Here is a 25,011-nt window from a genome sequence, read left to right on the forward strand (position 1 = left end):
CCGCGGCTACACCGCCTCCTGACCCAACCAGCACCAACCCGAAAGGGCCGACCCCCACCCGGGTGCCGGCCCTTTCGTCGTATCCGAGCGCCGGGTCAGCGGTCGCTGCCGGCGCGGACCGGCTCGGCCTCGTCGGCCGCCTCCGCCGGGCCGAGCCGATGGGCCCGGCGGCGCAGCCACCAGGTGCTGGCCAGCCCGGCGAGGATCGCGACGACGAGACCGGCCCAGGAGATGTCCTTGAGCCAGTGCTCGGCCGCCCGGCCCACGCTGAAGAGCAGGTAGGTGGTGCCGAAGGCCCAGACCAGGCCGCCGGCCGCGTTCGCCACCAGGAACCGGCGGTACGGCACGTGCAGCGCGCCGGCCAGCGGGCCGGCGAGGATCCGCAGCAGCGCCACGAAGCGGCCGAAGAAGACCGCCCAGACACCGTGCCGGGCGAAGCTCTGTTCGGCGCGGGCGATCTGCGCGGGGCCGAGATGTCGGGGGAAGCGCCGGCCGAGCCGGGCCAGCAGCGGACGCCCACCCCGGCGGCCCACCGCGTACCCGACCGAGTCGCCGACGATGGCGCCGGCAGCCGCGGCGGTGGCGACCCACTCCGGCTCGACCACGCCCGCCGCGGCGAGCAGGGCGGAGCTGACCAGGACGATCTCGCCGGGCAGCGGCACGCCCATGCTCTCCACGCCGATCACCCCGGCGACGATCAGGTAGACCAGGCCCGGCGGCAGCGCCGAGAGCCAGTGCTGTACGTCGACCACCCGCCACCCCTTCCGGTCCGACCCCGAACCCTACCCGCGCCGCGGCGTCCGAGCCGCCCGCTCAAGGACGGACCGCCCGTCCGGGCCGGCGCCCGTCGACAGACGGCCCGAGGAGCGCTCCCCCTGGCCGTCCGCGAGGCTGGGCGGGCGTCAGCCGGCGATCGGGGCGAGGAACTCGAGGCGGTTGCCGTGCGGGTCGTGGGTGTGAAAACGGCGTAGAACGCCCGGGACGCGGCCTCGGAGCCGGGTGGGCAGGCGAGCAGGACGTGATGGATCATGATGGCACCTCCTCGTCCCGAACCGTGGCATGAGGTTGCGTCAATAGCAAGACGGACGTACGGTTTTATTGAAAGCGAGAATCGGCGGTAAGTGTCACCTAACCCGGGCGTCCCCCCGGCCGGTGCGACAGACTGCTCAGGACTACTCACGGTCGCTGGTGTGAAGGAGTACGACGTGGCGAGCCTCGACACCTTCGGTGCGAAGACCCAGCTACGCGTCGGAGACGCGAGCTACGAGATTTTCAAGATCGACAAGGTGGAGGGCCACGACCGGCTGCCCTACAGCTTGAAGATCCTCCTGGAGAACCTGCTGCGGACGGAGGACGGCGCGAACATCACCGCCGACCACATCCGCGAGCTCGGCGGCTGGGACCCCACCGCCGCCCCGAGCGTGGAGATCCAGTTCACCCCGGCGCGGGTGCTCATGCAGGACTTCACCGGCGTGCCCTGCGTGGTCGACCTGGCCACCATGCGCGAGGCGGTCCGGGACCTGGGCGGCGACGCCACCAAGGTGAACCCGCTCGCCCCGGCCGAGCTGGTCATCGACCACTCCGTCATCGCCGACCTGTTCGGCCGCGAGGACGCCTTCCAGCGCAACGTCGACCTGGAGTACGAGCGCAACAAGGAGCGCTACCAGTTCCTGCGCTGGGGCCAGACCGCGTTCAACGAGTTCAAGGTCGTCCCGCCCGGCACCGGCATCGTGCACCAGGTCAACATCGAGTACCTGGCCCGTACGATCATGGAGCGCAACGGCCAGGCGTACCCGGACACCGTGGTCGGCACCGACTCGCACACCACCATGGTCAACGGCCTGGGCGTGCTGGGCTGGGGCGTCGGCGGCATCGAGGCCGAGGCCGCGATGCTCGGCCAGCCGGTCAGCATGCTGATCCCGCGGGTCGTCGGCTTCAAGCTCTCCGGCGAGATGCCGGCCGGCACCACCGCCACCGACCTGGTGCTCACCATCACCGAGATGCTGCGCAAGCACGGCGTGGTCGGCAAGTTCGTCGAGTTCTACGGCCCCGGCGTGAGCGCCGTGCCGCTGGCCAATCGGGCCACCATCGGCAACATGTCCCCGGAGTACGGCTCCACCGTCGCGATCTTCCCGATCGACGCCGAGACCATCCGCTACCTGCAGCTGACCGGCCGCGACCCGCAGCAGGTCGCGCTCGTCGAGGCGTACGCCAAGGAGCAGGGCCTCTGGCACGACCCGAACCGCGAGCCGGAGTACTCGGAGCGCCTGGAGCTGGACCTCGGCACCATCGAACCATCCCTGGCCGGCCCGAAGCGCCCCCAGGACCGGGTGCCGCTGGGCAGCGCCAAGACGCTGTTCCGCGGCGCGCTGACCGACTACGTGGCGGACGACTCCGCCGGTGAGCGCGACCTCAAACCGGGCGTCGCCCGCGAGCAACTGCCGCGCGGCGCCAACGGCCCGGCCGACGAGGCCAGTGCCGAGTCCTTCCCAGCCAGCGATCCGCCGGCCAACGAGTTCAGCGACCCGGCCGACGAGCCGCGCGACCTGGAGACCGCCGCGGCCGGCGCCGGCGGGCGCGCCACCAACCCGGTCCGGGTGACCAGCGCCGACGGCGTCGAGTACGAGCTGGACCACGGCGCCGTGGTGATCGCCGCGATCACCTCCTGCACCAACACCTCCAACCCGCAGGTGATGATCGGCGCCGCGCTGCTCGCCCGCAACGCGGTCGACAAGGGCCTGACCCGCAAGCCGTGGGTGAAGACCACCCTGGCGCCCGGCTCCAAGGTCGTCATGGACTACTACGAGCGCGCCGGCCTCACGCCGTACCTGGACAAGCTCGGCTTCAACCTGGTCGGCTACGGCTGCACCACCTGCATCGGCAACTCCGGCCCGCTGCCGGAGGAGGTCTCCGCCGCGGTCAACGAGGGCGACCTTGCCGTCGTCTCCGTGCTCTCCGGCAACCGGAACTTCGAGGGCCGGATCAACCCGGACGTCAAGATGAACTACCTGGCGTCCCCGCCGCTGGTGGTCGCGTACGCGCTGGCCGGCACGATGGACATCGACCTGGCCAACGAGCCGCTCGGCGAGGACAGCCAGGGCGACCCGGTCTTCCTGCGCGACATCTGGCCGAACAGCGCCGAGATCCAGGACGTCATCGCCCAGGCGATCGGCGCCACCGGGTTCAGCGCCGCGTACGCCGACGTCTTCGCCGGTGACGAGCGCTGGCAGTCGCTGCCGACCCCGACCGGCGACACCTTCGCCTGGGCGGGCGACAGCACCTACGTCCGCAAGCCCCCGTACTTCGAGGGCATGGGGCGCCTGCCGGCGCCTGTTTCCGATATCGGTCCAGCGCGGGTGCTGGCCAAGCTCGGCGACTCGGTGACCACCGACCACATCTCCCCGGCCGGCTCGATCAAGGCCGACTCCCCGGCCGGGAAGTACCTCGCCGAGCACGGCGTGCCGCGCCACGAGTTCAACTCGTACGGCTCCCGGCGGGGCAACCACGAGGTGATGATCCGGGGCACCTTCGCCAACATCCGGCTGCGCAACCAGCTCGTCCCGGGGGTGGAGGGCGGCTTCACCGTCAACCACCTGACCGGCGAGCAGACGTCGATCTACGACGCCTCCATGGCGTACCAGGAGGCGGGCGTCCCGCTGGTCATCCTGGCCGGCAAGGAGTACGGCTCCGGCTCGTCGCGCGACTGGGCGGCCAAGGGCACGATGCTGCTCGGCGTCCGGGCGGTCATCGCCGAGTCGTACGAGCGGATCCACCGCTCGAACCTGATCGGCATGGGCGTCCTGCCGCTGCAGTTCCCGGTGGACACCACCGCGGAGTCGCTCGGCCTGACCGGCACGGAGACCTTCTCCATCGCCGGGGTGACCGCGCTGAACGACGGCGACACCCCGCGCACGGTGAAGGTCACCACCGACACCGGCGTGGAGTTCGACGCCGTGGTCCGGATCGACACCCCCGGTGAGGCGGACTACTACCGGCACGGCGGCATCCTGCAGTACGTGCTGCGTCGCATGATCGCCAGCTGACGTACCAGCGAAGAGGGCCCCTTCCCGCGACCGCGGGGAGGGGCCCTTCGGCGTCCGGAGGGTCAGTCGACGGCCCGGCGGCGGGCCTCGCGGGTCTTCATGGCGTGCTCCAGCAGCGTGATGAGCACCTCCTTGCTCGACTCCCGCTGCCGGGCGTCGCAGAGCACCACCGGCACCCCGGGGTCGAGGTTGAGCGCCGCCTGCACCTCGTCCAGCCGGTGCTGCCGGGCGCCCTCGAAGCAGTTCACCGCCACCACGAAGGGCGTGCCCCGGCCCTCGAAGTAGTCGATCGACGGGAAGCAGTCGGCCAGCCGGCGGGTGTCGGCGAGCACCACCGCCCCGATGGCGCCCAGCGCCAACTCGTCCCAGACGAACCAGAACCGGTCCTGGCCGGGGGTGCCGAAGACGTAGAGCACCAGGTCGTCGCTGATGGTGATCCGACCGAAGTCCATCGCGACCGTGGTGGTGCCCTTCTCCTCCACGCCGGAGAGGTCGTCGATCCCCACCCCCGTCTCGGTCAGCACCTCCTCCGTCCGCAGCGGACGGGTCTCGCTGACCGCGCCGACCATGGTGGTCTTGCCCACGCCGAAACCACCGGCGATCAAGATCTTGATCGCGGTGGGCAGCGGGGCCGCTCCCGCCGGCCGCTCAGAGGGCCCGAAGTCCATTGATAACCGCCTCGAAAACGCTGTCGTCGGGAAGGCCGGCGGTGGTGGCGCGCGGCTCACGGACCTGCACCAGGTTGCGGGCCACCAGGTCGCCGAGGAGGACTCGGACGGTGCCCACCGGCAGGTCGAGGTGGGCGGCGATCTCCGCCACGGACTGCATCCGCTGGCAGAGGCCGACGATGGCCACGTGCTCGGGGCCCAGCCCCGACTCCGACGCCACGTCGGCCCGGGTCGCCATCACCAGGGAGATCAGGTCGAACGTGCCGGTGACCGGGCGGGCCCGGCCCCGGGTGACCGCGTACGGGCGCACCACCGGGCCCGCGTGGTCGTCCACCCACTCCTGCTCCGCGGAGTCCCCCTGGACGGTCATCGCGCCGGGGTCTCTCCGGTCGGCTGCTCGGGCCCTCGGGTCGGCGAGGCGACGAATCTCCCGACCCGGGTGACCAGCATCGCCATCTCGTACGCGATCAGACCCACGTCGGCGTCCTCGGAGGCCAGCACCGCCAGGCAGGCGTTGCGACCGGCCGCCGTGACGAACAGGAACGACGACTGCATCTCGATGATGGTCTGCTGCACCTGGCCACCGCCGAACCGCTTGCCCGCACCCCGGGCCAGGCTCTGGATGCCGGCCGCCATCGCCGCCAGATGCTCGCCGTCGTCCCGACTCAGGCCCTGTGAGGAGGCCATCAGCAGGCCGTCGGTGGAGAGCGCCACGGCGTGTTCCGCCTGCTTCACCCGGCCGACCAGATCATCCAGCAACCACGTCAGGTCCGCGCTCGAAGCCGTCTTCTGCGCCACTCGTCGTCCTCTTCTCCCCCGGCTGGTGTCGCCGTGCTCGCTCCGCCGTACCGGCCGTATCGGGCCGGACCGACGTCGTCCTCAGGTCGCCTGTTCGTCCGCGGTGTCCGGCGCGCTCTCGGACCCGCGCGTCGCACCGCCGAGCAGCCGCGCCGCGTCCGTCCGGCCGCGTCGGGTGCCGCTCTGGTAGGAGCTCATCATCCGGCGCACCTGCTCGGGCGGGCGTACCGTGTCGTCGTCCGAGTCAGCGTCCGAAGCGGACGGTTCGTCACGCAGCTCCGGCACGATGCTCGCCTGCCGTACCCGCACCGGCAGCCCGGAGTCCGTCCGGGCCGACTCGGGGCCGGCCGTGGCGACCGGTGCGGGATCGGCCGCCGCCGGTGCGGCGGCGTCCCCGGTGGGCCGCGCGGTCGTCACCGGCAGCCCGGTCGGGTAGGTCGGACCGTCCAGCCCCGGCAGGCCGGTCCGCCGCCGGGCACGCGTCGGCAGCCCCGTCTCCGGGACCGCGGGCTCGTCCGGCCCGGCCGCGACGCGACCGGGTACCGGGTCCGTCTCGGAGGGCACGTCGTCCGCGGCGCCATCCGGACGCCCGTCCTCCGGCGTGCTCGGCCGGGGCGGCTCCACCAGCGCCACCGGGCTGGCCGGCTGCTCGCCGGTCGGCTCGGACCGTCCCGTCCCGGCGCCGACCGCGACCGGCCCGCCGGTCCCCGAGCCTGCCCGGAACCCGCCTGAGGTGACCGGGTCGGGGCCGTCGTCGGTGACCAGGTCGAGCGGGATCAGCACCACCGCCGTGGTCCCGCCGTACGCGGACTCCTTGAGCTGCACCCGTACGCCGTGCCGCTCGGTGAGCCGGCTGACCACGTAGAGGCCGAGCCGGGCGGCGTTGGCGAGGTTCAGTTCGGACCGGTCGACGATCCGGTGGTTGGCGGCGGCGAGGTCCTCGTCGGTCATGCCGAGGCCGCGGTCCTCGATCTCGATGGCGAACCCGTTGGCCACCACCTGGCCGCGCACCTCGACGGTGGTGTGCGGGGGCGAGAACGACAGTCCGTTCTCGATCAACTCGGCCAGCAGGTGGATGACGTCACCGACGGCCCGGCCGGCGAGCGACACCGGGCCCAGCGGCAGCACGTTCACCCGGGTGTAGTCCTCGACCTCGGCCACCGCGCCGCGGACCACGTCGACCATCGGCACGTTGCGGCGCCAGGACCGGCCGGGGGTGGAGCCGGAGAGCACGATCAGGTTCTCGGCGTTGCGCCGCATCCGGGTGGCCAGGTGGTCGACCCGGAACAGGTCCTCCAGCTCCTCGGCGTCGTGCTCGCGGCGCTCCATCGCGTCGAGCAGGGTGAGCTGGCGGTGCACCAGGGCCTGGGTGCGCCGAGCCAGGCTGAGGAACACCTCGCGGACGCTGCGGCGCAGCTCGGCCTGCTCGACGGCGGTCCGGATCGCGGTCTCCTGCACCGCGTTGAAGGCCTTGCCCACCTGACCGATCTCGTCGTCGCCGAACTCCAGCGGCGGTGCCTCCCGGGCGACGTCGACCTCCTCGCCCCGGCCCAGCCGCTCCACCACGCCGGGCAGCCGCTCGTTGGCCAGCCGGAACGCGGCCTCACGCAGCCGTTCGAGCTGCCGGACCAGCGATCGGGCGGTGGTGATCGACACCACGATGGACGCGATGACGGCGAGCAGGCCGAGGCCGGCCGCCAGCACCAGCCGCACGATCACCATGACGGCGACCGGGGTCGCCCGGGACACGATGTCCTCGCCACCGGCGAGAATGACCTTGCGCAGGTCCTCCATCGCCTGCGGGGCGGCGACCTGCCACGCGGGCGCCGACACGGGTGGCCTGATCTCGCTGCCCTTGGCCGCCAGCACCCGGTCCTCCAGGCCGCGCAGCTGCCGGAACGCGGCGCCGTCGACCATCGTCTGGTAGCGGTCCCGGTCTGTCGAGGACAGGTCGTTCCCGGTGCGTCCGGCGAGGTAGCGCTGCGCACCGACCAGCCGGGCGAAGGTGGTCTGCTCGGCCACGGTCATCCGGTTGGCCGCCAGGACGCCCGTCAGCAGCGCGTCCTCCTGCGACAGCAGCTCCCGGGCCCGGTTGAGGTCGATCAGCGCGGCGGTGTCCCGGGCGATCTGGTCGTCGTCCAGACCGCTGAGCGCGTCGAAGACCCCGAAGATCGCGTCGATCGCCTCGTTGTACGCGGCCAGCGTCGCGGTCCGGTCGATGGTCCGCCTTCCCACCTCGGCCCGGATGTCGCCGAGCTGCTCGACCTCCGTCCGGAGCGCGGCGATCCGCTGTTCGAGCTGCTCGCTCGCCGGCAGCTCGGTCCGCCAGTCCTGGGTGGACCGCCACAGCGCGGTGGCCGTCTCGTCGGTCCGCTGCCGCTGCGCGCCCAACTCCTTGAGCTGGTCCGGGTCGGGCTGGCCCAGGTACGACAGCGAAAGCCGCCGCTCGTTCTGCAGCTGGAGCAGCAGCGGATCGCTCGGCTCGAAGACCCGCGCGTTGAGCGTCTGGACGCCGAGCAGATTGAAGCCGTCCCGTACGGTCACCCACGCCGCGAAGGCCCACAGGGCGATCAGCGACACGAGCAGGGCGATGACTTTGGTACGGAGATTCGTACTGCGGGAACCCATCACACCGTCCTGGCCGGGTATTCGAATCACGTGCCCGAGATGAGTCGTCGACGATCCGATCGACCCCGGCGCACGCTAGCAGTGTCCAGAAGCTGACTCAAGCGATGCTGATCATGGCAGGGTACCGAGGGGTGCCGCGTCGCCTGTTGCGTCGCCGGTCCACAGCGCCGCGAGCACCGCCGCACGCACGATCAACGTCGGTCGGTACAGGTCCTTGTCGTGCCACAACGCCGGCTCTCCGTCCCGGCCGTCCAGTTCGGACAATCGGTGGCGGCCGGCGGCGACCGCCGCGACGACCGCCGCCTCGGACGAGCGGTCGGTGGCCAGCAGGGCCAGCAGGGCGTACGCGGTCTCCTCCGCGGTGCCGGCCCACCGTCCCCAGGAGCCGTCCGGCCGCTGGGTGTCCAGCAGCCAGTCGGTGGCCCGCCCGACGGCGGTTCGCGCCCCGGCGCTCCCGGCGTGGTCACTCAGGGCGAGCACGGCACAGTACGTGGCGTAGTAGGGCGAGGCGTGCCACCGGTCGCACCACCGCCCGTCGGCCTGCTGTCCGGCGACCAGCCAGGCGGCGACCCGGTCCGCCGCGCCCGCCGCGCGGGGGTGGACGGCCGTCCCGCCGTGCGTGAGGTGGTGCCCGAGGGCGTCGAGGACGTGGGCGTTGGTGGTGACCGAGGCCCCGTCCTCCCCGGGCCAGGTGCAGAAGTGGGCGCCGGTGTCGTAGGACCAGAGGCTGGACGGGTCGACCGGCAGGCCCAGCCGGGCCAGGGCGTACAGGGTCACCGAGGTGGTGTCGGCGTCGGCCGGCAGGCCGGGCCCGGTGGCGGCGCCGGCCGAACCGACGGCGGCCCGCAGCTCGGCGACCAGCGCGGCCGGCACTGTCGCCGGCACCCCCGCCCGGGCGAGGATGGCGAGCACCCACGCGCGTTCGAAGACGGCGATCGGGGTGGCGCAGGGCACCGGCCCACCCCGGCCGACGTCCCGCAGGTACGCCGGGGCGGGTCCGCCGGGGTCGTCGGCCCGGCGCCCGATCCAGGCGGCGGTCGCCGCCGGTGAGGCGCCGATCGTTCCCGGGCCCACCGGCGAGACGCCGGCCGCCCGACAGGCCCGGTCGCCGCCCACCTCGAGGGCGTGCGCCAGCTTCTCGGGGACCGCTCGGCCGGCGCCCAGCAGGCCGCGTACCCGGTCCAGGCGGCCGGAGTCCAGGCCGGCCGGGAGGGGCAGCCGGGGCCGGTCCCGCCACCCCTGGAGACCCGTCGGAGGACCCTCCGGGCGGTTCAGCTGCCCGTCGATCGACTCGACCAGCGCCGGCACGATCAGATCGGTGGCCGGCAGGTCGGGCAGTGCCGGCGCGGCCGGGTCGCCGAGGTGACCGGCCACGAAGCGCAGGCCCCGGTCCGCGGCGCGGACCAGTGCCGTGGCCGGCCACGGCCCGTGGTCGCCGCGCCGGAGCACCGTCAACAGCGCCTCGGTGGCGCTCAGGCTCGGCACCAGGGCGTAGCCGTCCGGGCCGCCCCAGCCACCGTCGGCCCGCTGCCGGTCGAGCAGCCAGTCGATCCGCACGTCGTGGCCGGGCAGCCAGGGCGCGAGGGCGACCAGGCGGGCGGTCTCGTAGACCGAGGCGGAAGTCTCCCCGGACGGGTTGCGCGCCATCGCCGCGATCAGGTCCCGGACCCGACCGGAGTGCCCGTCGCCGGGCGGCGCTCCGCCACCGCCCGGGTGGGCGGCCGCCCGGCGGTCGGCGACGACGCTCACCGGGCTCCCCAGAAGTCGGTGAGGCGGTAGAAGCCGCTGGTGAAGCCGAGCTGCCGGGTGAGGTAGTCGGCCTCCCGGGGGCAGTCGGCCGCCAGCTCGGCCAGCAGGTGCCGACAGTGGTCGATCTGCGCCGCCGTCCGCCGTTCGATCTCCGTACGGTCGTCCACCAGCATGATCGCGTTGAGGTCCCCCCATTCGAGGTCGCGCTGATAGGTGGCCAGGTCGTTGACCAACCGCAGAGCCCGTTGCACCTCGTCGCTCACGGTCACGAGTCGGGGCAGCCGGCGGTGTGTCTCGGGGGTTCCGGTGTGGATCCAGTGGGCGACGTTGACCACCGTGGCCGCCAGATTGTCGGCGTTGTCCAGGTACTCGGTCAGGGTGGGTGGACCCGTCCCGTCCTTCACCGCGGTCTTCCAGTCCCACTCGCGGCCCATGGCGGTCAGGGTGCGGTCGATCTCCTCCCGCCACAGCCCGCGCAGCCCGGCGAAGCCCGGGGTGGCGGCGAGGTCGTCGCGCAGTTCGGCGAGGAAGCGACCCAGCGGGTCCTCGGCCGCGGCGCCGTCGGCCACGGTCAGGCACGCCTTCGTGATCCGGTCGATCTCCGACCGGGACGTGGCCAGGTGGTCGACCTGCCAGTCGACGGCGAAGCCCCAGAGGACCGCGCGACCGGTGATACCCAGCTCCTCGGCGGTGCACCACGGCGCGCTGAACGCCATGGCCAGCGAGATGCTGCTGAGCAGGGCCGCGTCGAAGGGCTCGCCGGGAAAGAGGTCGGGCTGGGCGGCGACCCGGCGCTGCAGGTCCCGCTGCCCCCGGGCCGCGAGCGCGCAGATCCGCCCCTGTTCCGCGGCCGAAGCGAGCCGGCCGCTCTGTGCATCCACTGTGGTCATTCCCTCTCAGTCGGCGTTCCGGGCGCCCAGCAGGGTCAGCTCGACCCGTTCGCGCGGCCGGAGCGCCGCGGCCAACCGCAGGCCGGGCACGCCCGGGCGGCGCAACCTGAATCGGTACCGGCTCAACATGGTGGCGATGATGAGCTGCGCCTCGAGGTAGAACAGGTACATCCCGAGGCACTGGTGCGGACCGCCGCCGAAGGGGAAGTGGGCGTACCGGTGGCGGGTGCGAATCGCCTCCGGCCGGAACCGTTCCGGGTCGAACTCCTCCGGCCGCTCCCAGAACTGGGCCATCCGCTGGGTGATCAACGGGCTCGCCACCATGGTGGCGCCGGCCTCGATCGGCACGCCGTCGATGACGTCCGCGGCGACCGCGCGGCGCGGGATGATCCAGCCGATCGGGTACAGCCGCAGCAACTCGTCGAGGACCATCCTGGTGTAGGTCAGGTCGCGCAGGTGCTCGCGACGGACCGGTTCGCCGCCCACCACCCGGTCGACCTCGGCATAGAGCCGGTCGGCGACGTCGGGGTGCTGGTCCAGGTGGGGCCAGAGCCAGGTGAGCACGTTGATGGTGGTCTCCGTGGTCGCCGCGAACATCGCCACGGTGTCGTTGCGGACCTGCCGCTCGTCGAGCGGTCGGCCGTCCTCGGTCCGGGCCCGCCACAGCGTGGAGATGATGTCGTCGCCGTCGTCGGCCGCCGTCCGGGTGGCCCGGACGATGGGCACCAGCACGTCGTCCACGATCCGCACCGCGCGGCGGAACGGACGGTCGCCCGGCATCGGCAGGGAGAGCGGGGCGAACGGCACGATGATCCGGGGGATCACCGCGGTGGCGATGACGTCCTGCGCGTCGATCACCCGCATCGCGTCCGGCACGGAGATCTTGTCGGCGAAGAGCACCCGCATGATCGCGCGGCTCACGATCCGGGCCTGCTCGACGCCGATGTCGACGGTCCGCCCCGCTCGGGACGGCTCGCCCAGCTCGTCGACGGCGTCGCCGATGGCCTCCGCCATCCCGTCGATCAACGCCTCCACCCGCTTGGCGGTGAACATCGGCTGGAGCATCCTGCGGCTGGCCGACCAGATCTGGCCCTCGCCGAGGATTCCCTCGCCGAACAGCCGCTTGACCGGCCGCCAGAACAGCCCGTCGCCGGCACGTTCGTAGTTCTCCGCGCGGTCGCGCAGAACGTGCTGCACGTGCCGGGGGTGGGTGACCAGGTAGGGGCGGAACGAGCCGAGGTTGAGGCGGACGACCGCTCCCCCGGTCCGGTTGCCGGCGTCGATCAGCGCCCGGGCGGGATCGCGGAGCAGGCCCGGGACGATCCGACGAAGGGGAACGGTACGAAGTTGCCCGGTCGTTCCGGGCTCCGGATGCGACTCGTCCACGTGGTGCGCTCCCCCCTGGGTCAACTCAGCGTCGCGGCGCCGTCATGACCCGTGATGTTGTCGCCGAGCATGCCACCCGGAACCGCGGATCAGAAGACGGAGAAGAAAATATCTCACACAACAACATTCCCTTTGTCGACAATGGACCGGTGAGGGAAGTGCTCAGCCGCAAACGTTCCGCAGGTATCGCCACTCGCCGCCGACCGTCCGGTAGCCGAGCCGGTGGTTGAGCGTCAGCATCGCGTCGTTGCCGGCGTCGTTGGTCGTGAGCGCGTACCGGAAGCCGGCGCGTCGGGCCCCGCGCAGCGCGGCGACCTTGACCAGCCCGGCCAGGCCGCCCCGGCGGTGGGCGGGCCGGGTGCCGGTCATCCCGGACCGGTAACCGCGCCGGCCATCGGTCAGGGCGAGGCTGAACGCCGCGACCGCATCGTCCACCATGGCCAACCGGGTCAGCGCCCGATCCAGGTCCGGACGGTCCCAGTAGGCGGCCAGCCAGTCGGGATAGCTGATCTCGTCCATGCCCACGTCGCCGGGCTCGTCGCGGGCGGCGTCCAGGTCCGCCTCGTACAGCGGGCGCGGATCGGCCAGGTCGGCCGCCGAGGCCAGGATCACCCCGGGCGGCACCGGCAGGTCGGGCAGCGCCGCGGTGGCCAGCTCCAGGCGGAGGAACAGGGCCCGCCGACCGCGCCGGTAGCCGCGCCGCTCGGCGAAGCCGAGCGGCGACGGATCGTCGGCCACCTTGGCGTACGCCGTCCGCGCGCCCAGGCCGACGAGCCGCTCCTCGGCCGCGGCGAGCAGGGCGGACCCGACGCCGCCGCCGCGCCGCCCCGGGTGCACGGTCACGTCGGCGAAGCCCAGGCCCGGCTCGGCGCTCTCGTGCAGCAAGCCGGTACGCGCGACGCCGACCACCTCCCCGGTCGACTCGGCGACCAGCAGGGCGTACCGCTCCGCGGGCGGGTTGGCGGTGGCCTGCCAGGCGATCAGCTCCGGGCTGACCAGGACGTGCGGGTTGGCGGCCCGCAGCAGCGCGGCGACGGCCGGTGCGTCGGCCGGACGGAACGGGCGCGGCACGAAGATCATCGGGTGGCACCCTACCCCGCCGGGCGCCGCCCTGCGTGCCGCTGCGCCGGCCGTCGGGGCCGACGCCGAACAGAATGTGGGCGTGCCCGGGCGGCCTGTGCCAGGCTCAGGGGCATGGACGACAAGACCATCCTGAACCGGATCTCCGAACTGGTCGACGAGGAGCACCGGCTGCGCTCGGCCGCGCAGGAGCACGAGGCCGGCACCGATGACGAGGCCAGGGAACGGCTGCGGGCGCTGGAGGAATCCCTCGACCAGTGCTGGGACCTGCTGCGCCGCCGCCGCGCGGCCCGGCAGGCACACGGCGACCCGGAAGCCCAGGGCGAGCGCCCGGTGCCGGAGGTGGAGCGCTACCTCCAGTGAACCCGGGTCCCGGGCGGGTGGTCACCCGCCCGGGACCCGGTCCGCTCAGCCGATGCCCGCCTCGCGCAGCAGCAGCCCGGTCAGCGCGGCCGGGTCGGTGTCCGGGGCGGGCAGTCCGCGCGCGGCGAACCACGCGCCGACCACCCGGACGTCCCGGGCGAGGAACTCGGGCCCCTGCGGGTTGGCCACCACGTCGACCACCTGCGGCAGGTCGATCATGACCAGCCGCCCCCGGTGCACCAGCAGGTTGTACGGGGACAGGTCGCCGTGCGCGTACCCGGCGCGGGCGAGCACCACCAGGGCGTCGACCAGTTGCTCCCACAGGTCGCGCAGCTCGTCCGGTTCGGGCCGGAGCTGGGCCAGCCGCGGCGCGGCCTGCCCCTCGTCGGCGTCCCCCACGAACTCCAGCATCAGCTCGGTGCCCAGCAGCTGCACCGGGTACGGCACGGCGATCCGCCCGGACTCCGCCCCGATCTCCCAGAGCCGGGACAGCGCCGTGAACTCGGCCGCCGCCCACTGCCCGGCGATCATCTGCCGGCCGAACGCGGTCCGCCCGGCCATCGCCCGGTTCTCCCGGGACCGGCGGACCCGCCGCCCCTCCAGGTAGCCGGCGTCCCGGTGGAAGAGCCGGTGCTGGGCGTCCCGGTAGCGTTTCGCCGCCAACAGGCAGGACCGGCCGGTCTCCGGCACGGCCCGGCGGACCAGGTGGACGTCCGCCTCCTTGCCGGTCTTGAGCACGCCGAGTTCGGTGTCCCGCGCGGCCAGCTCGGTGACCAGCCACTCGGGGTGCGGTTCCGGGCCGTGCACGGCCCCGTCCCAGGAGGACCAGGGGTGCTCGGGGTCGGGCTCGTCGTCGGGCTCGGTGAGGGCCGGCTCGGCGTGCCGGCCGTGCTTCAGGAAATGCGGTTCGTCGTCGTCGAAGCGGCTCTTGCCGCGGCCACGGCGCTCGCGCGCCGGGAGGTCGTGTTCACGCACGGGTTCGGTGATCCCTTGATCGAGGCTGATGGAGGCAGGTGGAACGACCCTGCAAAGACGGCCATGACCGACCTCCTCTCCTCGACCGGGCACCGCCCGGCTGCGCCTGCGCGCGGGACCCATGCTCACCGCGGGCCGCCGCGGGGTCAACCGAATAAACCGGGCCCGGGCGGGGCCGCGCGCCGGCTCAGCCGGCGAGCACGGTGGCCACCGCGGCGATCAGCCCGTCCACCGTGCGGGTGGGCGCGAACCGGCTGTCCGACCAGGTCCGGCCGCGGTGCAGCCAGACGCTGGGCAGGCCCACGGCGGCCGCCCCGCCGATGTCCGCCTCCGGGCTGTCCCCGACCACCCAGGCGCCGCGCAGCGGCATCCGGGCGCGCTGGGCGGCCAGCGCGAAGATCCTCGGGTTGGGCTTGCTGACCCCGGCCTCCTCGGAGATCACCCAGTCGGCCACGTACCGGTCCAGACCCGTCCGCCGGATCATCGCGTCCTGCTGCCGTACCGCGCCGTTGCTGACCACCACCGGCACCCAGCCCGCGTCGTCGGCTATCCGCAGCGCGCAGGCGACCAGGGGATCCAGCCGGGTGTTCGCCACCACCCCGTCGTGCAGCTCGTCGACCAGATCGATGGAGGGGATGCGCAACCCGTACCGGTCCCGGATGGCGTCCGCGACGTCCCACCGGTCGGTCAGCCCGTCGGCGTCCACCGAGAGCAGCCATTCGATGTCCGTGCCCGGCGCGCCGACGCTGTCCAGAAAGCGCTCTCCCCAGGCACGGAACGCCCCGGTCCGGTCGAGCAGGGTGTTGTCCAGGTCCAGCAGGAGCAGCGGCACTCGCGCACCCTACGGGACCAGGGTGCACCGCCGACAGGGCCTGCACCCCCACGGCTTCGGTCAGCCGGCCAGCACCGTTCGGGGGAGCCCCTGGTCGGCAGGCCGGTCGGCGAGCATGGTGTGCGCCGCCCGGGTGGCCGCCAGCGCCCCGGGGTCGAGGGTCGCGACCAACACAGCCTCCCCGGCGTCGGCGCCGCGGGCGAGCGGGCGGCCCTCCGGGTCGTACACAGCCGCGCCGCCGTTGAACCGCCACGGGTCGGCGCCGCCGACGGCGTTGGCGAAGACCACGTACATGGTGTTGTCCAGGGCGCGGGCGGCGTAGTAAAGGTCGCGCCGGTGCGCCGAGCCGGCCAGGTAGCCGCTCGGGCACAGGTAGCCGTGCGCGCCGTCGGCGGCGGCGGCCCGGCCGTGCTCGGGGAAGCAGCCGTCGTAGCAGATGCCGAGGCCGAGCCACCAGCCGTCGACCAGCAGGGTGGCGCCGCGCCGGCCCGCGTCGAACAGGTCCCGCTCGCCGCCCCAGAGCTGCTGCTTGTCGTACGCCGAGCGGGCGACGCCGGCGGCGTCGACGACCAGCGAGGAGATGGTCCGCCGCCCGTCGGGGTGCCGGACGGCCGCGCCCACCACCACGGTGGCGCCGCCGTCCCGGGCGGCGGCTCGCAGCGGGTCGAGCCGCGGGTCGTCGACCAGACCGTCCGCGCCGGCCGCCACGTCGGTGCCGGCCGGGTCGGCGGCCAGGGTCGGCGGGTGGTACGCCGGCAGGAACAGCTCCGGCAGTACGACGATCCGGGCGTCGGCGGCCCGGCCGACCAACCGGGCGGCGGTGGTGGCGTTGCCGGCGACGTCGCCGGGGACCGGCTCGGCCTGGACGGCCGCCACGGTCAGCGGGTGCTCGGGGAGTGGGGTGGCCTGGGTCACCGGGCGATCGTAGACCGGGTGGTCCGGCTCGACCCTTCCCGCTCCCAAGCCGTACGTACGGTTTGCATCGACCGTGGGCACCTGACACGATCGTTCCGTGCCCAGAGTAAGTCAGGATCAGCTCGACGCGCGCCGGCAGGAGATCCTCGGTGCCGCGCGGGCGTGTTTCGCCCGGCACGGCTACGAGGGCGCCACCGTGCGCCGCCTGGAGGAGGCCACCGGGCTGTCCCGGGGCGCGATCTTCCACCACTTCCGGGACAAGGACTCGCTCTTCCTGGCGGTCGCCGAGGACGACGCCGCCGCGATGGTGGAGACGGTGGCCCGCAACGGCCTCGTGCAGGTCATGCGGGACCTGCTCGCCCGGGCGGTCTCCCCGGACACCACCGGCTGGCTGGGTAGCCAGCTGGAGGTCTCCCGGCGGCTGCGCACCGACCCGGCCTTCGCCCGGCGCTGGGCGGAACGGTCGGCGGCGATCGCCGAGGCCACCCGGGAACGGCTGGTCCGCCAGCGGGAGGCCGGGGTGCTCCGCGAGGACGTGCCGATCGACGTGCTGGCCCAGTTCCTGGAGCTGGCCTACGACGGGCTGGTGCTGCACCTGGCGATGGGCCGGCCGGCCGGGGACCTGGGGCCGGTGCTCGACCTGGTCGAGGAGGCGGTGCGCCGCCGCTGACCGCCCGGGTGCGCCCCACGGCGCCGGATCTCGGTCCGGTAACTCGGCCCGCGGGCCGGATCACCCCTGGCGGGTCTGCTCCACAATGGGGCCGCGATCCCCCTCGCGCGACAGGAGCAGAGCATGACCGTTCTCGCCGCACCGGGCGACACCTGGGGCATCCCCGGCCCGGTATTCCTGCGCTGGTACCTCCTGGCCGTGGCCGTGGTGCTCGTCGGCACCCTGGTCCACCGCTTCCGCGCCCTGGCCGGTACGCCCACCGGCGACCACGGGCAGCTCGGACCGCAGCAGGTCGCGTACCTCAACGGAGGTGACCAACTCGCGGTCTGGACGGCGCTCGGCGGGCTGCGGCGCATTGGCGTGGTGGGCGTCCGGCCCGATCGGCGGCTCACCACCGGCGCCTCGATGCCCGCCGGGGTCACCCCGCTGGACCAGGCGATCTACAACGCGGCCGGCAAGCACGTCCACGCCCGGGAGCTGCGCCGCGACGAGTGGGTGGTCCGGGCGCTCGAACAGCTCCGGGACGGCCTGCAGGAACGCGGGCTGGCGCTCGCCCCGGCCCGGCGAGCCGCCGTCCGGCGTGGCCCGATGCTGCTGGCCGCCCTGCTGGTGCTCGGCGGAATCCGGCTCTTCGTGGGGCTGTCGAACGGTCGCCCGGCCGGCTTCCTGATGCTCACCCTGGTCCCGGTCTTCGTCGCCTTCGTGCTGCTCAGCCGGGTGCCCTGGCGGACCCGCGCCGCCGACCGGGCGGTACGCGAGCTGCGCCGCCGGCACATCTACCTGGCGCCCGCGTCGGCGCCCGCGTACGCCACCTACGGCCCGTCCGACGCGGCGCTGGCCGTCGCGCTCTTCGGCACCGCCACCATCTGGACGATGGACCCGGGCTTCGCCGAGCAGGCCGAGATCCAGCGTCAGGCGCTCTCCGGCTCCGGCAGCTCGTTCAGCGGGGGCAGCTCCTGCGGCGGAGGCGGCAGCAGCTCCTGCGGCGGTGGCAGCTCATGCGGGGGCGGCGGTGGCTGCGGCGGCGGGGGCGGGTGCGGCGGATGACCGGGCCGTACGGGGTTGGCATCGGCTGGCGGCCGGAGATCGCCGGTTTCGTGGCCGACCTGCCGGGGCTGCGCTTCGTCGAGGTGGTCGCCGAGACAGTCGCCGCGGCCGGGCCGCTGCCGCCCGGCCTCGCCGAGCTGCGCGGGCGCGGCGTCACCGTCGTACCGCACGGGGTGAAGCTCTCCCTCGGCGGCGCCGAGCCGGTCGATCCGGCCCGGGTGGCCCACCTGGCCGGGGTGGCCGCGCTGGTCGACGCGCCGCTGGTGAGCGAGCACATCGCGTTCGTCCGGGCCGGCGGGCTGGAGGCCGGGCACCTGCTGCCGCTGCCGCGCAGCCGGGAGGCGGTCGCCGCGGTGGTGGCGAACGTCCGGCGGGCGCAGGCGGAGCTGCCGGTGCCGATCGCGCTGGAGCCGATCGCCGCGCTCTTCGACTGGCCGGACGACGAACTGGACGAGGCGGCCTTCCTGACGCAGATCCTGGACGCCACCGGGGCGCCGCTGCTGCTCGACGTCGCCAACGTGCACGCCAACGCCCGCAACCGGGGCGCGGACCCGCTCGCGCTGCTCGACCGGCTGCCGCTGGACCGGGTCGCCTACGTGCACGTGGCGGGCGGGGGCGAGCAGGGCGGCTTCTACCACGACACGCACACCGACCCGGTGCCCGCGGAGGTGCTGGACCTGGTCCGCGAGCTCTGCGCCCGACGTCGGCCGCCGGCCCTGCTGCTGGAGCGGGACGGGCACTACCCGCCGGCGACGGAGCTGCGCGGCGAGCTGGACGCGCTCGCCGCCGCCGCCGGATTCCCGGTGGTCACGTGACCGGCCCCGACACCGCGCCCGGCGCGGCGGTCACCCCGGCGCCGGCGGCCACCGGCGGCCTCCGCCCGGGGCCGCCCGTCCCCGCTCCGGCCGGGCGGCCACCGACCGGCGGTCCCGGCCCGGGCGGCGACCTGGCGGCCCGGCAGGCGGAGCTGGTCGCGACGCTGGTCGCCGGCGGTCCGCTGCCGTCCGGATTCGCCCCGGCGCCGGTCGACGCCGCGCGGCGCGCGTTGCTGCGCAAGCGCGGCGGCGACGTGGCCCGGCACTGGCCGCTGCTCGCCGCCGGCCTCGGCGCCGCCTGGGCGGCGACCTTCGCCGACTGGGCGGCGGGCCGCCCGACGAACGGGTCGCTGCGCGACGGCTGGGACCTGGCCCGGGAGCTGCGCGACCGGGGCACGCTGCCGGCGCTCGGCGCGGAGGAGCTGGCCGCCCGCGAGGCCGTCACCCGCTACGACGGTCGCCGCGCCCCCCGGCCGCGTCGACTCCCGGCCGTGGGCCGGGCCGGCGGCGCCGTCGCGGTGCAGCTCGCCGGTCGGGTACGCCTGCTGCGCCCGGCCCGGCGCTGACCCGGTTGGCGCGGCGCTCCGAGGTACGGCAGGATCGGGCCCATGGATCTCGGACTGGCCGGCCGGGTGTACGTGCTCACCGGCGCCTCCGGCGGCCTCGGTTTCGCCACCGCCGAACACCTCGTCGCGGACGGCGCCCGGGTGGTGATCTCGGCGCGCGCCCCGGAGCGGGTGGCCGCGGCGGTCGAGGCGCTCGGCGGCGCGGAGCGGGCAATCGGGCTGACCGCCGACCTGAGCGACCCGGAGACGCCGGGGCGCCTGGTCGCCGCCGCCCGGGAACAGTTCGGCCGCCTCGACGGGGCGCTCGTCTCGGTGGGCGGGCCACCCCGGGGCACCGCCGCCCAGGTGACCGACGAGCAGTGGCGGGAGTCCTTCGAGACGGTCTTCCTGGGCAGCGTCCGCGCCGCCCGGACGGTCGCCGCCGCGCTCACCGACGCCGGCGCCATCGGACTGGTGCTCTCCACCTCGGCCCGCTCACCGGTGCCCGGTCTGGGCATCTCCAACGGGCTGCGCCCCGGCCTGGCCGGGGTGGCCAAGGACATCGCCGACGAGTACGGTCCGCGCGGTGTACGCGTGGTCGGGCTGCTGCCGGGCCGGATCATGACGGACCGGAACCGGGAACTGCTGGCCGCCACCGGAGACGCCGAGCGGGCCCGCGCCGAGGCGGAGGCGGGCATCCCGCTGCGCCGGATCGGCGAGCCGGCGGAGTTCGGCCGGGTCGCCGCGTTCCTGCTCTCCCCCGCCGCGAGCTACGTCACCGGGGTCACCGTGCCGGTCGACGGCGGCGCGCTGCGCGGCCTGTGACGGGCGGCGAACGACCGGCTCGGGCCGGCCGCCGGCAGGCCGGTGCGCCCTCCCCCGACCCGGTGGGCCGCCGCCATCCCCGACCGAGCCGGGAGGAGCTGGCGGCGGCGGCCGACAAGCTCCTGCCGGATCTGATCGCGCCCGGGTTGGACGTGCTCTTCGTCGGGATCAACCCGGGGCTCTGGTCGGCGGCCACCGGCTGGCACTTCGCCCGGCCGGGCAACCGGTTCTGGCCGGCGCTGCACCGGGGCGGGTTCACCCCGCGCCAACTGCAGCCCAGCGAGCAGGACGAGCTGCTGGGCTGGGGGCTCGGCATCACCAACCTGGTGGCCCGGGCCACCGCCCGGGCCGACGAGCTGACCGCCGAGGAGCTGCTGACCGGTGCGGACATCCTGACCGGGAAGGTCGAGCGGTACCGGCCGCGGTGGGTGGCGGTGGTCGGGGTGACCGCGTACCGGATCGGGTTCGCCCGGCCGAAGGCGACGTTCGGCCCGCAGCCCGAACTGCTCGGCGCGGCCCGGCTCTGGGTGCTGCCCAACCCGAGCGGCCTGAACGCGCACTTCACCCCGGAGACGCTCGGCGCCGCGTTCGCCGAGCTGCGCGCGGCGGCGGCCGCCGGCTGATCTCCGGTGTCCGTCGCCGCCGGGTCAGTTCGCCGCGGCGGGCGGCATCGCCTCGTCGGCCACGTACGTGGCCATCGGCATGGTGATCACCGGCTCCGCGCCGGTGGCGTCGACGTACGGGGTGGGCGAGTCGGCGACCGCGAACTGGGTCCGGTACAACTCGGCGTAGAGGCCGCCGACGGCGACCAGTTCGTCGTGCCGGCCCCGCTCCACGATCCGCCCCTCGTCGAGGACGAGGATCTGGTCGGCGTCCCGGACGGTGGAGAGCCGGTGCGCGATCACCAGCGCGGTACGGCCGGTCAGCGCCACCGACAGCGCCCGCTGCACGGCCGCCTCGCTCTCCGAGTCCAGGTGTGCGGTGGCCTCGTCGAGGATCACGATCGACGGCGCCTTCAGCAGCAGCCGGGCGATGGCGATGCGCTGCTTCTCGCCGCCGGAGAAGCGGTAGCCCCGCTCTCCGACCGTGGTCTCCAGCCCGTCCGGCAGGGACCGGACCAGGTCGGCGACCTGCGCGCCGGCGAGCGCCGCCCAGATCTCGTCGTCGGTGGCGTCCGGCTTGGCGTAGCGGAGGTTCTCCGCGATGGTCTCGTGGAACAGGTGCGAGTCCTGGGTGACCACGCCGATCTCGTCGCGCAGCGAGGCGAGGGTGGCGTCCCGGACGTCGACCCCGCCGACCAGCACCTGGCCGTCGCTCACGTCGTAGATCCGGGAGATCAGCATGGACAGCGTCGACTTGCCCGCGCCGGAGGGGCCGACCAGGGCGACCATCTGCCCGGGCTCCACGGTGAACGAGACGCCCTTGAGCACCGGCTCGTTGATGGTCCGGTCCAGGGTGGCGACCTCCTCGAGGGAGGCCAGTGACACCTCGGCGGCGCTCGGGTAGCGGAACCGCACGTCGCGGAACTCGACCCGGCCGCTACCCCGGGGCACCCGGACGGCGTCCGGCTTCTCCTCGATGCCGGGGCGCAGGTCGAGCACCTCGAAGACCCGGTCAAAGGAGACCAGCGCGCTCATCACGTCGACCCGGACGTTGGAGAGCGCGGTCAGCGGCCCGTAGAGGCGGGTGAGCAGTAGCGCGAGGGTGACCACGGTGCCGGCGCTTACCCCGCCGGTGACCGCGAGCCAGCCGCCCAGGCCGTAGGTGAGCGCCTGGGCCAGGGAGGCCACCAGCAGCATCGCGACGAAGAAGGTCCGCGAGTACATGGCGGACTGGATGCCGATGTCGCGCACCCGCTCGGCGCGGCCCGCGAAGCGGCGCGCCTCCAGCTCGGGCGAGCCGAAGAGCTTGACCAGCAGCGCCCCGGCCACGCCGAACCGCTCGGTCATCGTCGCGTTCATCTTGGCGTCGAGGTTGTACGACTCGCGGGTGATCTCGGCGAGCCGCTTGCCCACCCGGCGGGCCGGGATGATGAAGATCGGCAGCAGGATCAGCGAGAGCGTGGTGATCTGCCAGGAGAGGGTGAACATCACCCCGGCGGTGAGCACCAGCTGGATGACGTTGCTGACCACGCCGGACAGGGTCGAGGTGAAGGCCCGCTGGGCCCCCAGCACGTCGTTGTTGAGCCGGCTGACCAGGGCGCCGGTCTGGGTCCGGGTGAAGAACTGCAACGGCATGCGCTGCACGTGGTCGTAGACCCGGGTGCGCAGGTCGAGGATGATGCCCTCGCCGATCCGCGCGGAGTACCAGCGCTGGGCCAGGGAGAACAGCGCGTCGGCCACCGCCAGCACGGCGATGACGACGGCGAGCCGGACGACCACCGAGCCGGCCTCGGCGCCGCCGCGGTTGATCGCGTTGATCACGTCACCGGCGAGCACCGGGGTCGCCACCCCGATGACCGCGGCGATCACCACGGTGACCAGGAAGACCAGGATGTCGCGCCGGTACGGCCGCGCGAAGGCGACGATCCGCTTCGCGGTGCCGCGCTTGAGCTGGTGGCTGGAGACCTCGTCCCGGCTGCGCATCGACCGGAGCATGCTCCAGCCGCCCATGCCGCCACCGGCCATCGGGTTGGACACTCGTCACCTCCGGGTCGTCGGCAGCGTGCACCGTCGGGTCAATTCTCCCGACGACTACGACAACCTCGCGAGTAACCCGGATCTTCCCGAACGGTCCTTACTATTCTCCCCGCCCGGCGAGGTCACGCAGCCGGCGGGTCTGCGCCTCCCGCTCGGCGCGCTGCTGCTCGGCGTGGCTACGATCACCGGCGCCGGTGAGCAGCGCCTTGATCTCGACCACCGCGTCCCGGTTGCCGGCCAGCAGGCCGGCGGTCAGGTCCCGCACCGCGCCGTCCAGCTCGGCGGTCGGCACCACCAGGTTGGCCAGGCCGATCCGGTCGGCCTCGGCGGCGTCCATCCGGCGGCCGGTGGCGCAGATCTCCAGCGCGCGGGCGTAGCCGACCAGCTCGACCAGCCGCTTCGTGCCGGCGAGGTCGGGGACGAGACCGATGGTCACCTCGGCCATGGAGAGCTTGGCGTCCTCGGCGAGCACCCGTAGGTCGCAGGCGAGGGCGAGCTGGAAGCCGGCGCCGATGGCGTGCCCCTGGACGGCGGCCACCGAGATCACGTCGGGCCGGTGCAGCCAGGTGAAACCGGCCTGGAACTCGGCGATCCGGTCGGCGCACTCCTGCTCGGGCAGGGTGGACAGCTCGGCGAAGGAGCCGGGCCCGGAGGCGCCGGCCACCGACAGGTCGAGGCCGGCGGAGAAGGCCCGCCCCTCGCCGCGGACGACGAGGACGCGGACGTCGCCGGGCAGCTCCCGGGAGAAGTCGCTCATCGCGCGCCACATCGCCGGCGTCTGAGCGTTGAGCACGTCGGGCCGGCACAACGTCACCGTCGCGACCGGCCCGTCGCAGTCGAGTCGTACCCCGGTCGTCTCGGCGGTCACCGGACACCCCGGGGCACGGGGGTGATGGACGACGCTGGCGGGCGGGTCACGCCTTCTTGCGGCGCCGGGCACCGCCGCGCTGCCGCAGCTGCACCCCGGACTCGGTGAGCACCCGGTGGATGAACCCGTAGGAACGGCCGGTCGAGGCCGCCAGCGCACGGATGCTCTCACCAGAGGTGTACCGCTTTACCAGGTCCTTGGCGAGCGTCTGGCGCTCGGCCCCGACGATCCGGCGACCCTTCTCAGTGCTGGTGGCTGTGCCAGTGGAGGCCATGCTGATTCCTCACGTCGCAGACTGTGCGGTTCGGATACGGTCCCACCTATTAGACCGTCTCGAACGATCATGCGCCAGATATCAACTCTTCGCCAACCGACACGCTATGCGATGTCAGCTTCCCGATAGAGTGATCCTTCTGACCGGCTGACAGGCGGCTGCCGGACCGGCTCCGTCGGGCCACCCGGTCGATGGATCATGTTTCGCCGGTCCGCCCGTCGGGCCGTACGCTGCCTCGGGTGACCGACCTGCTCGCCGCCGCGTCGGCCGCCGCCCTCGTGTTCGCCGCGACCAACGTCGACGACATCGTCGTGCTCACGGTGCTCTTCGTGGCCGCCCGCGGCGCCGACCGACCCCGGCCCTGGCACATCGTCGCCGGCCAGTATCTGGGCATCGGCGCGCTGGTCGGCGCGGCGGTCGTGGTCGCGGCCGGGCTGCTCGTCGTACCCGACCCGTGGACCGGGCTGCTCGGCCTGCTGCCGATCGGCCTCGGGGTCCGCGCGCTGCTCGCCCGCGCCGACGACGACGGGCCGCCGGCCGTGGTCGGCAGCCTGCTCGGGGTCGCCGGGGTGACCATCGCCAACGGCGCCGACAACATCGCGGTCTACGTGCCGGTGTTCCGCTCCCTGGACCCGGCGACCGGGCTGGTGTGGCTGCTGGTCTTCGCCGTCCTGGTGGCCGTCTGGTGCGCGGCCGCCGCCCTGCTGGGCGGCCATCCCCGGGTGGTCCGGCTGGTCGCCCGCGCCGGCCACTGGCTGGTCCCCGCGGTCTTCATCGCCATCGGCGCGACGGTCCTGGTCACCTCCGGCGTCCTCCCCCGCCTCGCCGACCTCGCCACCTGACCCCCAGGGTTGATCATGAAGGTGTTGTCGCGACCCCAAGCCGTGTCGGATGACAACAACTTCATGATCGACGCACCGGGAACGGGGGGTGGGTGGGTGGGACGCTCCTATGCTGCGTCAAGCTCTGAGGGCGGGGTTTCGAGGCGTCGGTAGATTTCG

The 25,011-nt window shown here is 73.8% G+C and carries 24 protein-coding genes; 9 read left to right on the forward strand and 15 right to left on the reverse strand.

Annotated elements, in window-relative coordinates; translation table 11 throughout:
* Positions 1-95: 95 nt before the first annotated feature.
* Positions 96-752: a DedA family protein gene (locus ACFOYX_RS02545; protein WP_109802487.1), complete on the reverse strand. Its 657-nt coding sequence runs from the start codon at positions 750-752 to the stop codon at positions 96-98.
* Between the two features lie 438 nt (positions 753-1,190).
* On the opposite strand from ACFOYX_RS02545, the gene ACFOYX_RS02550 reads away from it, so the two are divergent.
* Complete coding sequence (locus ACFOYX_RS02550) at positions 1,191-4,043, forward strand: aconitate hydratase (RefSeq protein WP_322442872.1); 2,853 nt, start codon at positions 1,191-1,193, stop codon at positions 4,041-4,043.
* A 62-nt stretch (positions 4,044-4,105) separates the two neighbouring features.
* On the opposite strand, the gene ACFOYX_RS02555 is transcribed toward ACFOYX_RS02550, so the two are convergent.
* The 8 genes from ACFOYX_RS02555 to ACFOYX_RS02590 form a co-directional block, all read right to left on the reverse strand.
* Positions 4,106-4,711, reverse strand: a complete 606-nt coding sequence (locus tag ACFOYX_RS02555) for an ATP/GTP-binding protein (protein WP_322442871.1) — start codon at positions 4,709-4,711, stop codon at positions 4,106-4,108.
* The gene (locus ACFOYX_RS02560; RefSeq protein ID WP_109802484.1) at positions 4,692-5,081 is read right to left on the reverse strand and encodes a DUF742 domain-containing protein; all 390 of its coding nucleotides are present in this window, start codon (positions 5,079-5,081) and stop codon (positions 4,692-4,694) included. Before ACFOYX_RS02560 ends, ACFOYX_RS02555 begins: the two co-directional genes overlap by 20 nt.
* Positions 5,078-5,509, reverse strand: coding sequence for a roadblock/LC7 domain-containing protein (locus tag ACFOYX_RS02565; RefSeq protein ID WP_109802483.1), 432 nt, complete (start codon positions 5,507-5,509; stop codon positions 5,078-5,080). The genes ACFOYX_RS02560 and ACFOYX_RS02565 overlap by 4 nt, the downstream gene beginning before the upstream one ends.
* A gap of 81 nt (positions 5,510-5,590) precedes the next feature.
* Positions 5,591-8,137, reverse strand: coding sequence for a nitrate- and nitrite sensing domain-containing protein (locus ACFOYX_RS02570; protein ID WP_322442870.1), 2,547 nt, complete (start codon positions 8,135-8,137; stop codon positions 5,591-5,593).
* A gap of 111 nt (positions 8,138-8,248) precedes the next feature.
* Positions 8,249-9,886: a prenyltransferase/squalene oxidase repeat-containing protein gene (locus ACFOYX_RS02575; protein WP_322442869.1), complete on the reverse strand. Its 1,638-nt coding sequence runs from the start codon at positions 9,884-9,886 to the stop codon at positions 8,249-8,251.
* Positions 9,883-10,776 carry a terpene synthase family protein gene (locus ACFOYX_RS02580; RefSeq protein ID WP_322442868.1) on the reverse strand — a complete coding sequence of 298 codons (894 nt, stop codon included), beginning with the start codon at positions 10,774-10,776 and terminating at the stop codon, positions 9,883-9,885. The genes ACFOYX_RS02575 and ACFOYX_RS02580 overlap by 4 nt, the downstream gene beginning before the upstream one ends.
* A gap of 6 nt (positions 10,777-10,782) precedes the next feature.
* The gene (locus ACFOYX_RS02585) at positions 10,783-12,162 is read right to left on the reverse strand and encodes a cytochrome P450 (protein ID WP_322442867.1); all 1,380 of its coding nucleotides are present in this window, start codon (positions 12,160-12,162) and stop codon (positions 10,783-10,785) included.
* 162 nt (positions 12,163-12,324) lie between these two features.
* A complete protein-coding gene (locus tag ACFOYX_RS02590; RefSeq protein WP_322442866.1) occupies positions 12,325-13,242 on the reverse strand; it encodes a GNAT family N-acetyltransferase in 918 nt (305 codons plus the stop codon).
* Positions 13,243-13,356: 114 nt separating this feature from the next.
* Between ACFOYX_RS02590 and ACFOYX_RS02595 the strand changes: the two genes are divergently transcribed.
* The gene (locus ACFOYX_RS02595; protein WP_322442865.1) at positions 13,357-13,605 is read left to right on the forward strand and encodes a DUF2630 family protein; all 249 of its coding nucleotides are present in this window, start codon (positions 13,357-13,359) and stop codon (positions 13,603-13,605) included.
* 45 nt (positions 13,606-13,650) lie between these two features.
* Here ACFOYX_RS02595 and ACFOYX_RS02600 read toward each other — a convergent pair whose 3' ends face one another.
* The 3 genes from ACFOYX_RS02600 to ACFOYX_RS02610 all read right to left on the reverse strand — a co-directional run bounded on the left by ACFOYX_RS02600 (position 13,651) and on the right by ACFOYX_RS02610 (position 16,327).
* Positions 13,651-14,580 carry an RIO1 family regulatory kinase/ATPase gene (locus ACFOYX_RS02600; protein ID WP_322442864.1) on the reverse strand — a complete coding sequence of 310 codons (930 nt, stop codon included), beginning with the start codon at positions 14,578-14,580 and terminating at the stop codon, positions 13,651-13,653.
* A 187-nt stretch (positions 14,581-14,767) separates the two neighbouring features.
* Entirely contained in the window at positions 14,768-15,412 is a 645-nt protein-coding gene (locus ACFOYX_RS02605; RefSeq protein ID WP_322442863.1) for an HAD-IA family hydrolase, read from the reverse strand.
* Between the two features lie 60 nt (positions 15,413-15,472).
* Complete coding sequence (locus ACFOYX_RS02610; RefSeq protein ID WP_322442862.1) at positions 15,473-16,327, reverse strand: carbon-nitrogen hydrolase family protein; 855 nt, start codon at positions 16,325-16,327, stop codon at positions 15,473-15,475.
* Positions 16,328-16,424: 97 nt separating this feature from the next.
* Here ACFOYX_RS02610 and ACFOYX_RS02615 point away from each other — a divergent pair, with 97 nt between their 5' ends.
* The 6 genes from ACFOYX_RS02615 to mug all read left to right on the forward strand — a co-directional run bounded on the left by ACFOYX_RS02615 (position 16,425) and on the right by mug (position 20,852).
* Positions 16,425-16,997 (forward strand): TetR/AcrR family transcriptional regulator, encoded by a 573-nt coding sequence (locus tag ACFOYX_RS02615; protein WP_088975104.1) that lies wholly within the window; start codon positions 16,425-16,427, stop codon positions 16,995-16,997.
* Between the two features lie 123 nt (positions 16,998-17,120).
* A complete protein-coding gene (locus ACFOYX_RS02620; RefSeq protein ID WP_322442861.1) occupies positions 17,121-18,044 on the forward strand; it encodes a TIGR04222 domain-containing membrane protein in 924 nt (307 codons plus the stop codon).
* Positions 18,041-18,859, forward strand: coding sequence for a DUF692 domain-containing protein (locus tag ACFOYX_RS02625; RefSeq protein WP_322442860.1), 819 nt, complete (start codon positions 18,041-18,043; stop codon positions 18,857-18,859). The genes ACFOYX_RS02620 and ACFOYX_RS02625 overlap by 4 nt, the downstream gene beginning before the upstream one ends.
* Positions 18,860-18,990: 131 nt before the next feature.
* A complete protein-coding gene (locus ACFOYX_RS02630; protein WP_322442900.1) occupies positions 18,991-19,425 on the forward strand; it encodes a hypothetical protein in 435 nt (144 codons plus the stop codon).
* 42 nt (positions 19,426-19,467) lie between these two features.
* A complete protein-coding gene (locus ACFOYX_RS02635; protein WP_322442859.1) occupies positions 19,468-20,229 on the forward strand; it encodes an SDR family oxidoreductase in 762 nt (253 codons plus the stop codon).
* Positions 20,226-20,852, forward strand: a complete 627-nt coding sequence (gene mug, locus ACFOYX_RS02640) for a G/U mismatch-specific DNA glycosylase (protein WP_377533775.1) — start codon at positions 20,226-20,228, stop codon at positions 20,850-20,852. Before ACFOYX_RS02635 ends, mug begins: the two co-directional genes overlap by 4 nt.
* A 24-nt stretch (positions 20,853-20,876) precedes the next feature.
* Here the strand turns inward: mug and ACFOYX_RS02645 are convergent, their stop codons facing one another.
* The 3 genes from ACFOYX_RS02645 to ACFOYX_RS02655 form a co-directional block, all read right to left on the reverse strand.
* On the reverse strand, positions 20,877-22,856 hold the full coding sequence (locus ACFOYX_RS02645; RefSeq protein WP_322442899.1) for an ABC transporter ATP-binding protein: 1,980 nt from the start codon (positions 22,854-22,856) through the stop codon (positions 20,877-20,879).
* Between the two features lie 112 nt (positions 22,857-22,968).
* Positions 22,969-23,736, reverse strand: coding sequence for an enoyl-CoA hydratase/isomerase family protein (locus ACFOYX_RS02650; RefSeq protein WP_322442857.1), 768 nt, complete (start codon positions 23,734-23,736; stop codon positions 22,969-22,971).
* A gap of 46 nt (positions 23,737-23,782) precedes the next feature.
* Positions 23,783-24,010: a helix-turn-helix domain-containing protein gene (locus ACFOYX_RS02655; protein ID WP_200212706.1), complete on the reverse strand. Its 228-nt coding sequence runs from the start codon at positions 24,008-24,010 to the stop codon at positions 23,783-23,785.
* A gap of 239 nt (positions 24,011-24,249) precedes the next feature.
* Between ACFOYX_RS02655 and ACFOYX_RS02660 the strand changes: the two genes are divergently transcribed.
* Entirely contained in the window at positions 24,250-24,852 is a 603-nt protein-coding gene (locus ACFOYX_RS02660) for a cadmium resistance transporter (RefSeq protein ID WP_322442856.1), read from the forward strand.
* Positions 24,853-25,011 lie beyond the last annotated feature (159 nt).

This window comes from Micromonospora sp. GCM10011541, assembly GCF_042650725.1.
Classification (GTDB): Bacteria; Actinomycetota; Actinomycetes; order Mycobacteriales; family Micromonosporaceae; genus Micromonospora; species Micromonospora sicca.

Coding starts and splice junctions, on each gene's coding strand:
- ACFOYX_RS02560 (WP_109802484.1), bottom strand. CDS start 5,081: ATGACCGTCCAGGGGGACTCCGCGGAGCAGGAGTGGGTGGACGACCAC.
- ACFOYX_RS02580 (WP_322442868.1), bottom strand. CDS start 10,776: ATGACCACAGTGGATGCACAGAGCGGCCGGCTCGCTTCGGCCGCGGAA.
- ACFOYX_RS02570 (WP_322442870.1), bottom strand. CDS start 8,137: ATGGGTTCCCGCAGTACGAATCTCCGTACCAAAGTCATCGCCCTGCTC.
- ACFOYX_RS02595 (WP_322442865.1), top strand. CDS start 13,357: ATGGACGACAAGACCATCCTGAACCGGATCTCCGAACTGGTCGACGAG.
- ACFOYX_RS02590 (WP_322442866.1), bottom strand. CDS start 13,242: ATGATCTTCGTGCCGCGCCCGTTCCGTCCGGCCGACGCACCGGCCGTC.
- ACFOYX_RS02625 (WP_322442860.1), top strand. CDS start 18,041: ATGACCGGGCCGTACGGGGTTGGCATCGGCTGGCGGCCGGAGATCGCC.
- ACFOYX_RS02645 (WP_322442899.1), bottom strand. CDS start 22,856: ATGGCCGGTGGCGGCATGGGCGGCTGGAGCATGCTCCGGTCGATGCGC.
- ACFOYX_RS02655 (WP_200212706.1), bottom strand. CDS start 24,010: ATGGCCTCCACTGGCACAGCCACCAGCACTGAGAAGGGTCGCCGGATC.
- ACFOYX_RS02635 (WP_322442859.1), top strand. CDS start 19,468: ATGGATCTCGGACTGGCCGGCCGGGTGTACGTGCTCACCGGCGCCTCC.
- ACFOYX_RS02620 (WP_322442861.1), top strand. CDS start 17,121: ATGACCGTTCTCGCCGCACCGGGCGACACCTGGGGCATCCCCGGCCCG.
- ACFOYX_RS02555 (WP_322442871.1), bottom strand. CDS start 4,711: ATGGACTTCGGGCCCTCTGAGCGGCCGGCGGGAGCGGCCCCGCTGCCC.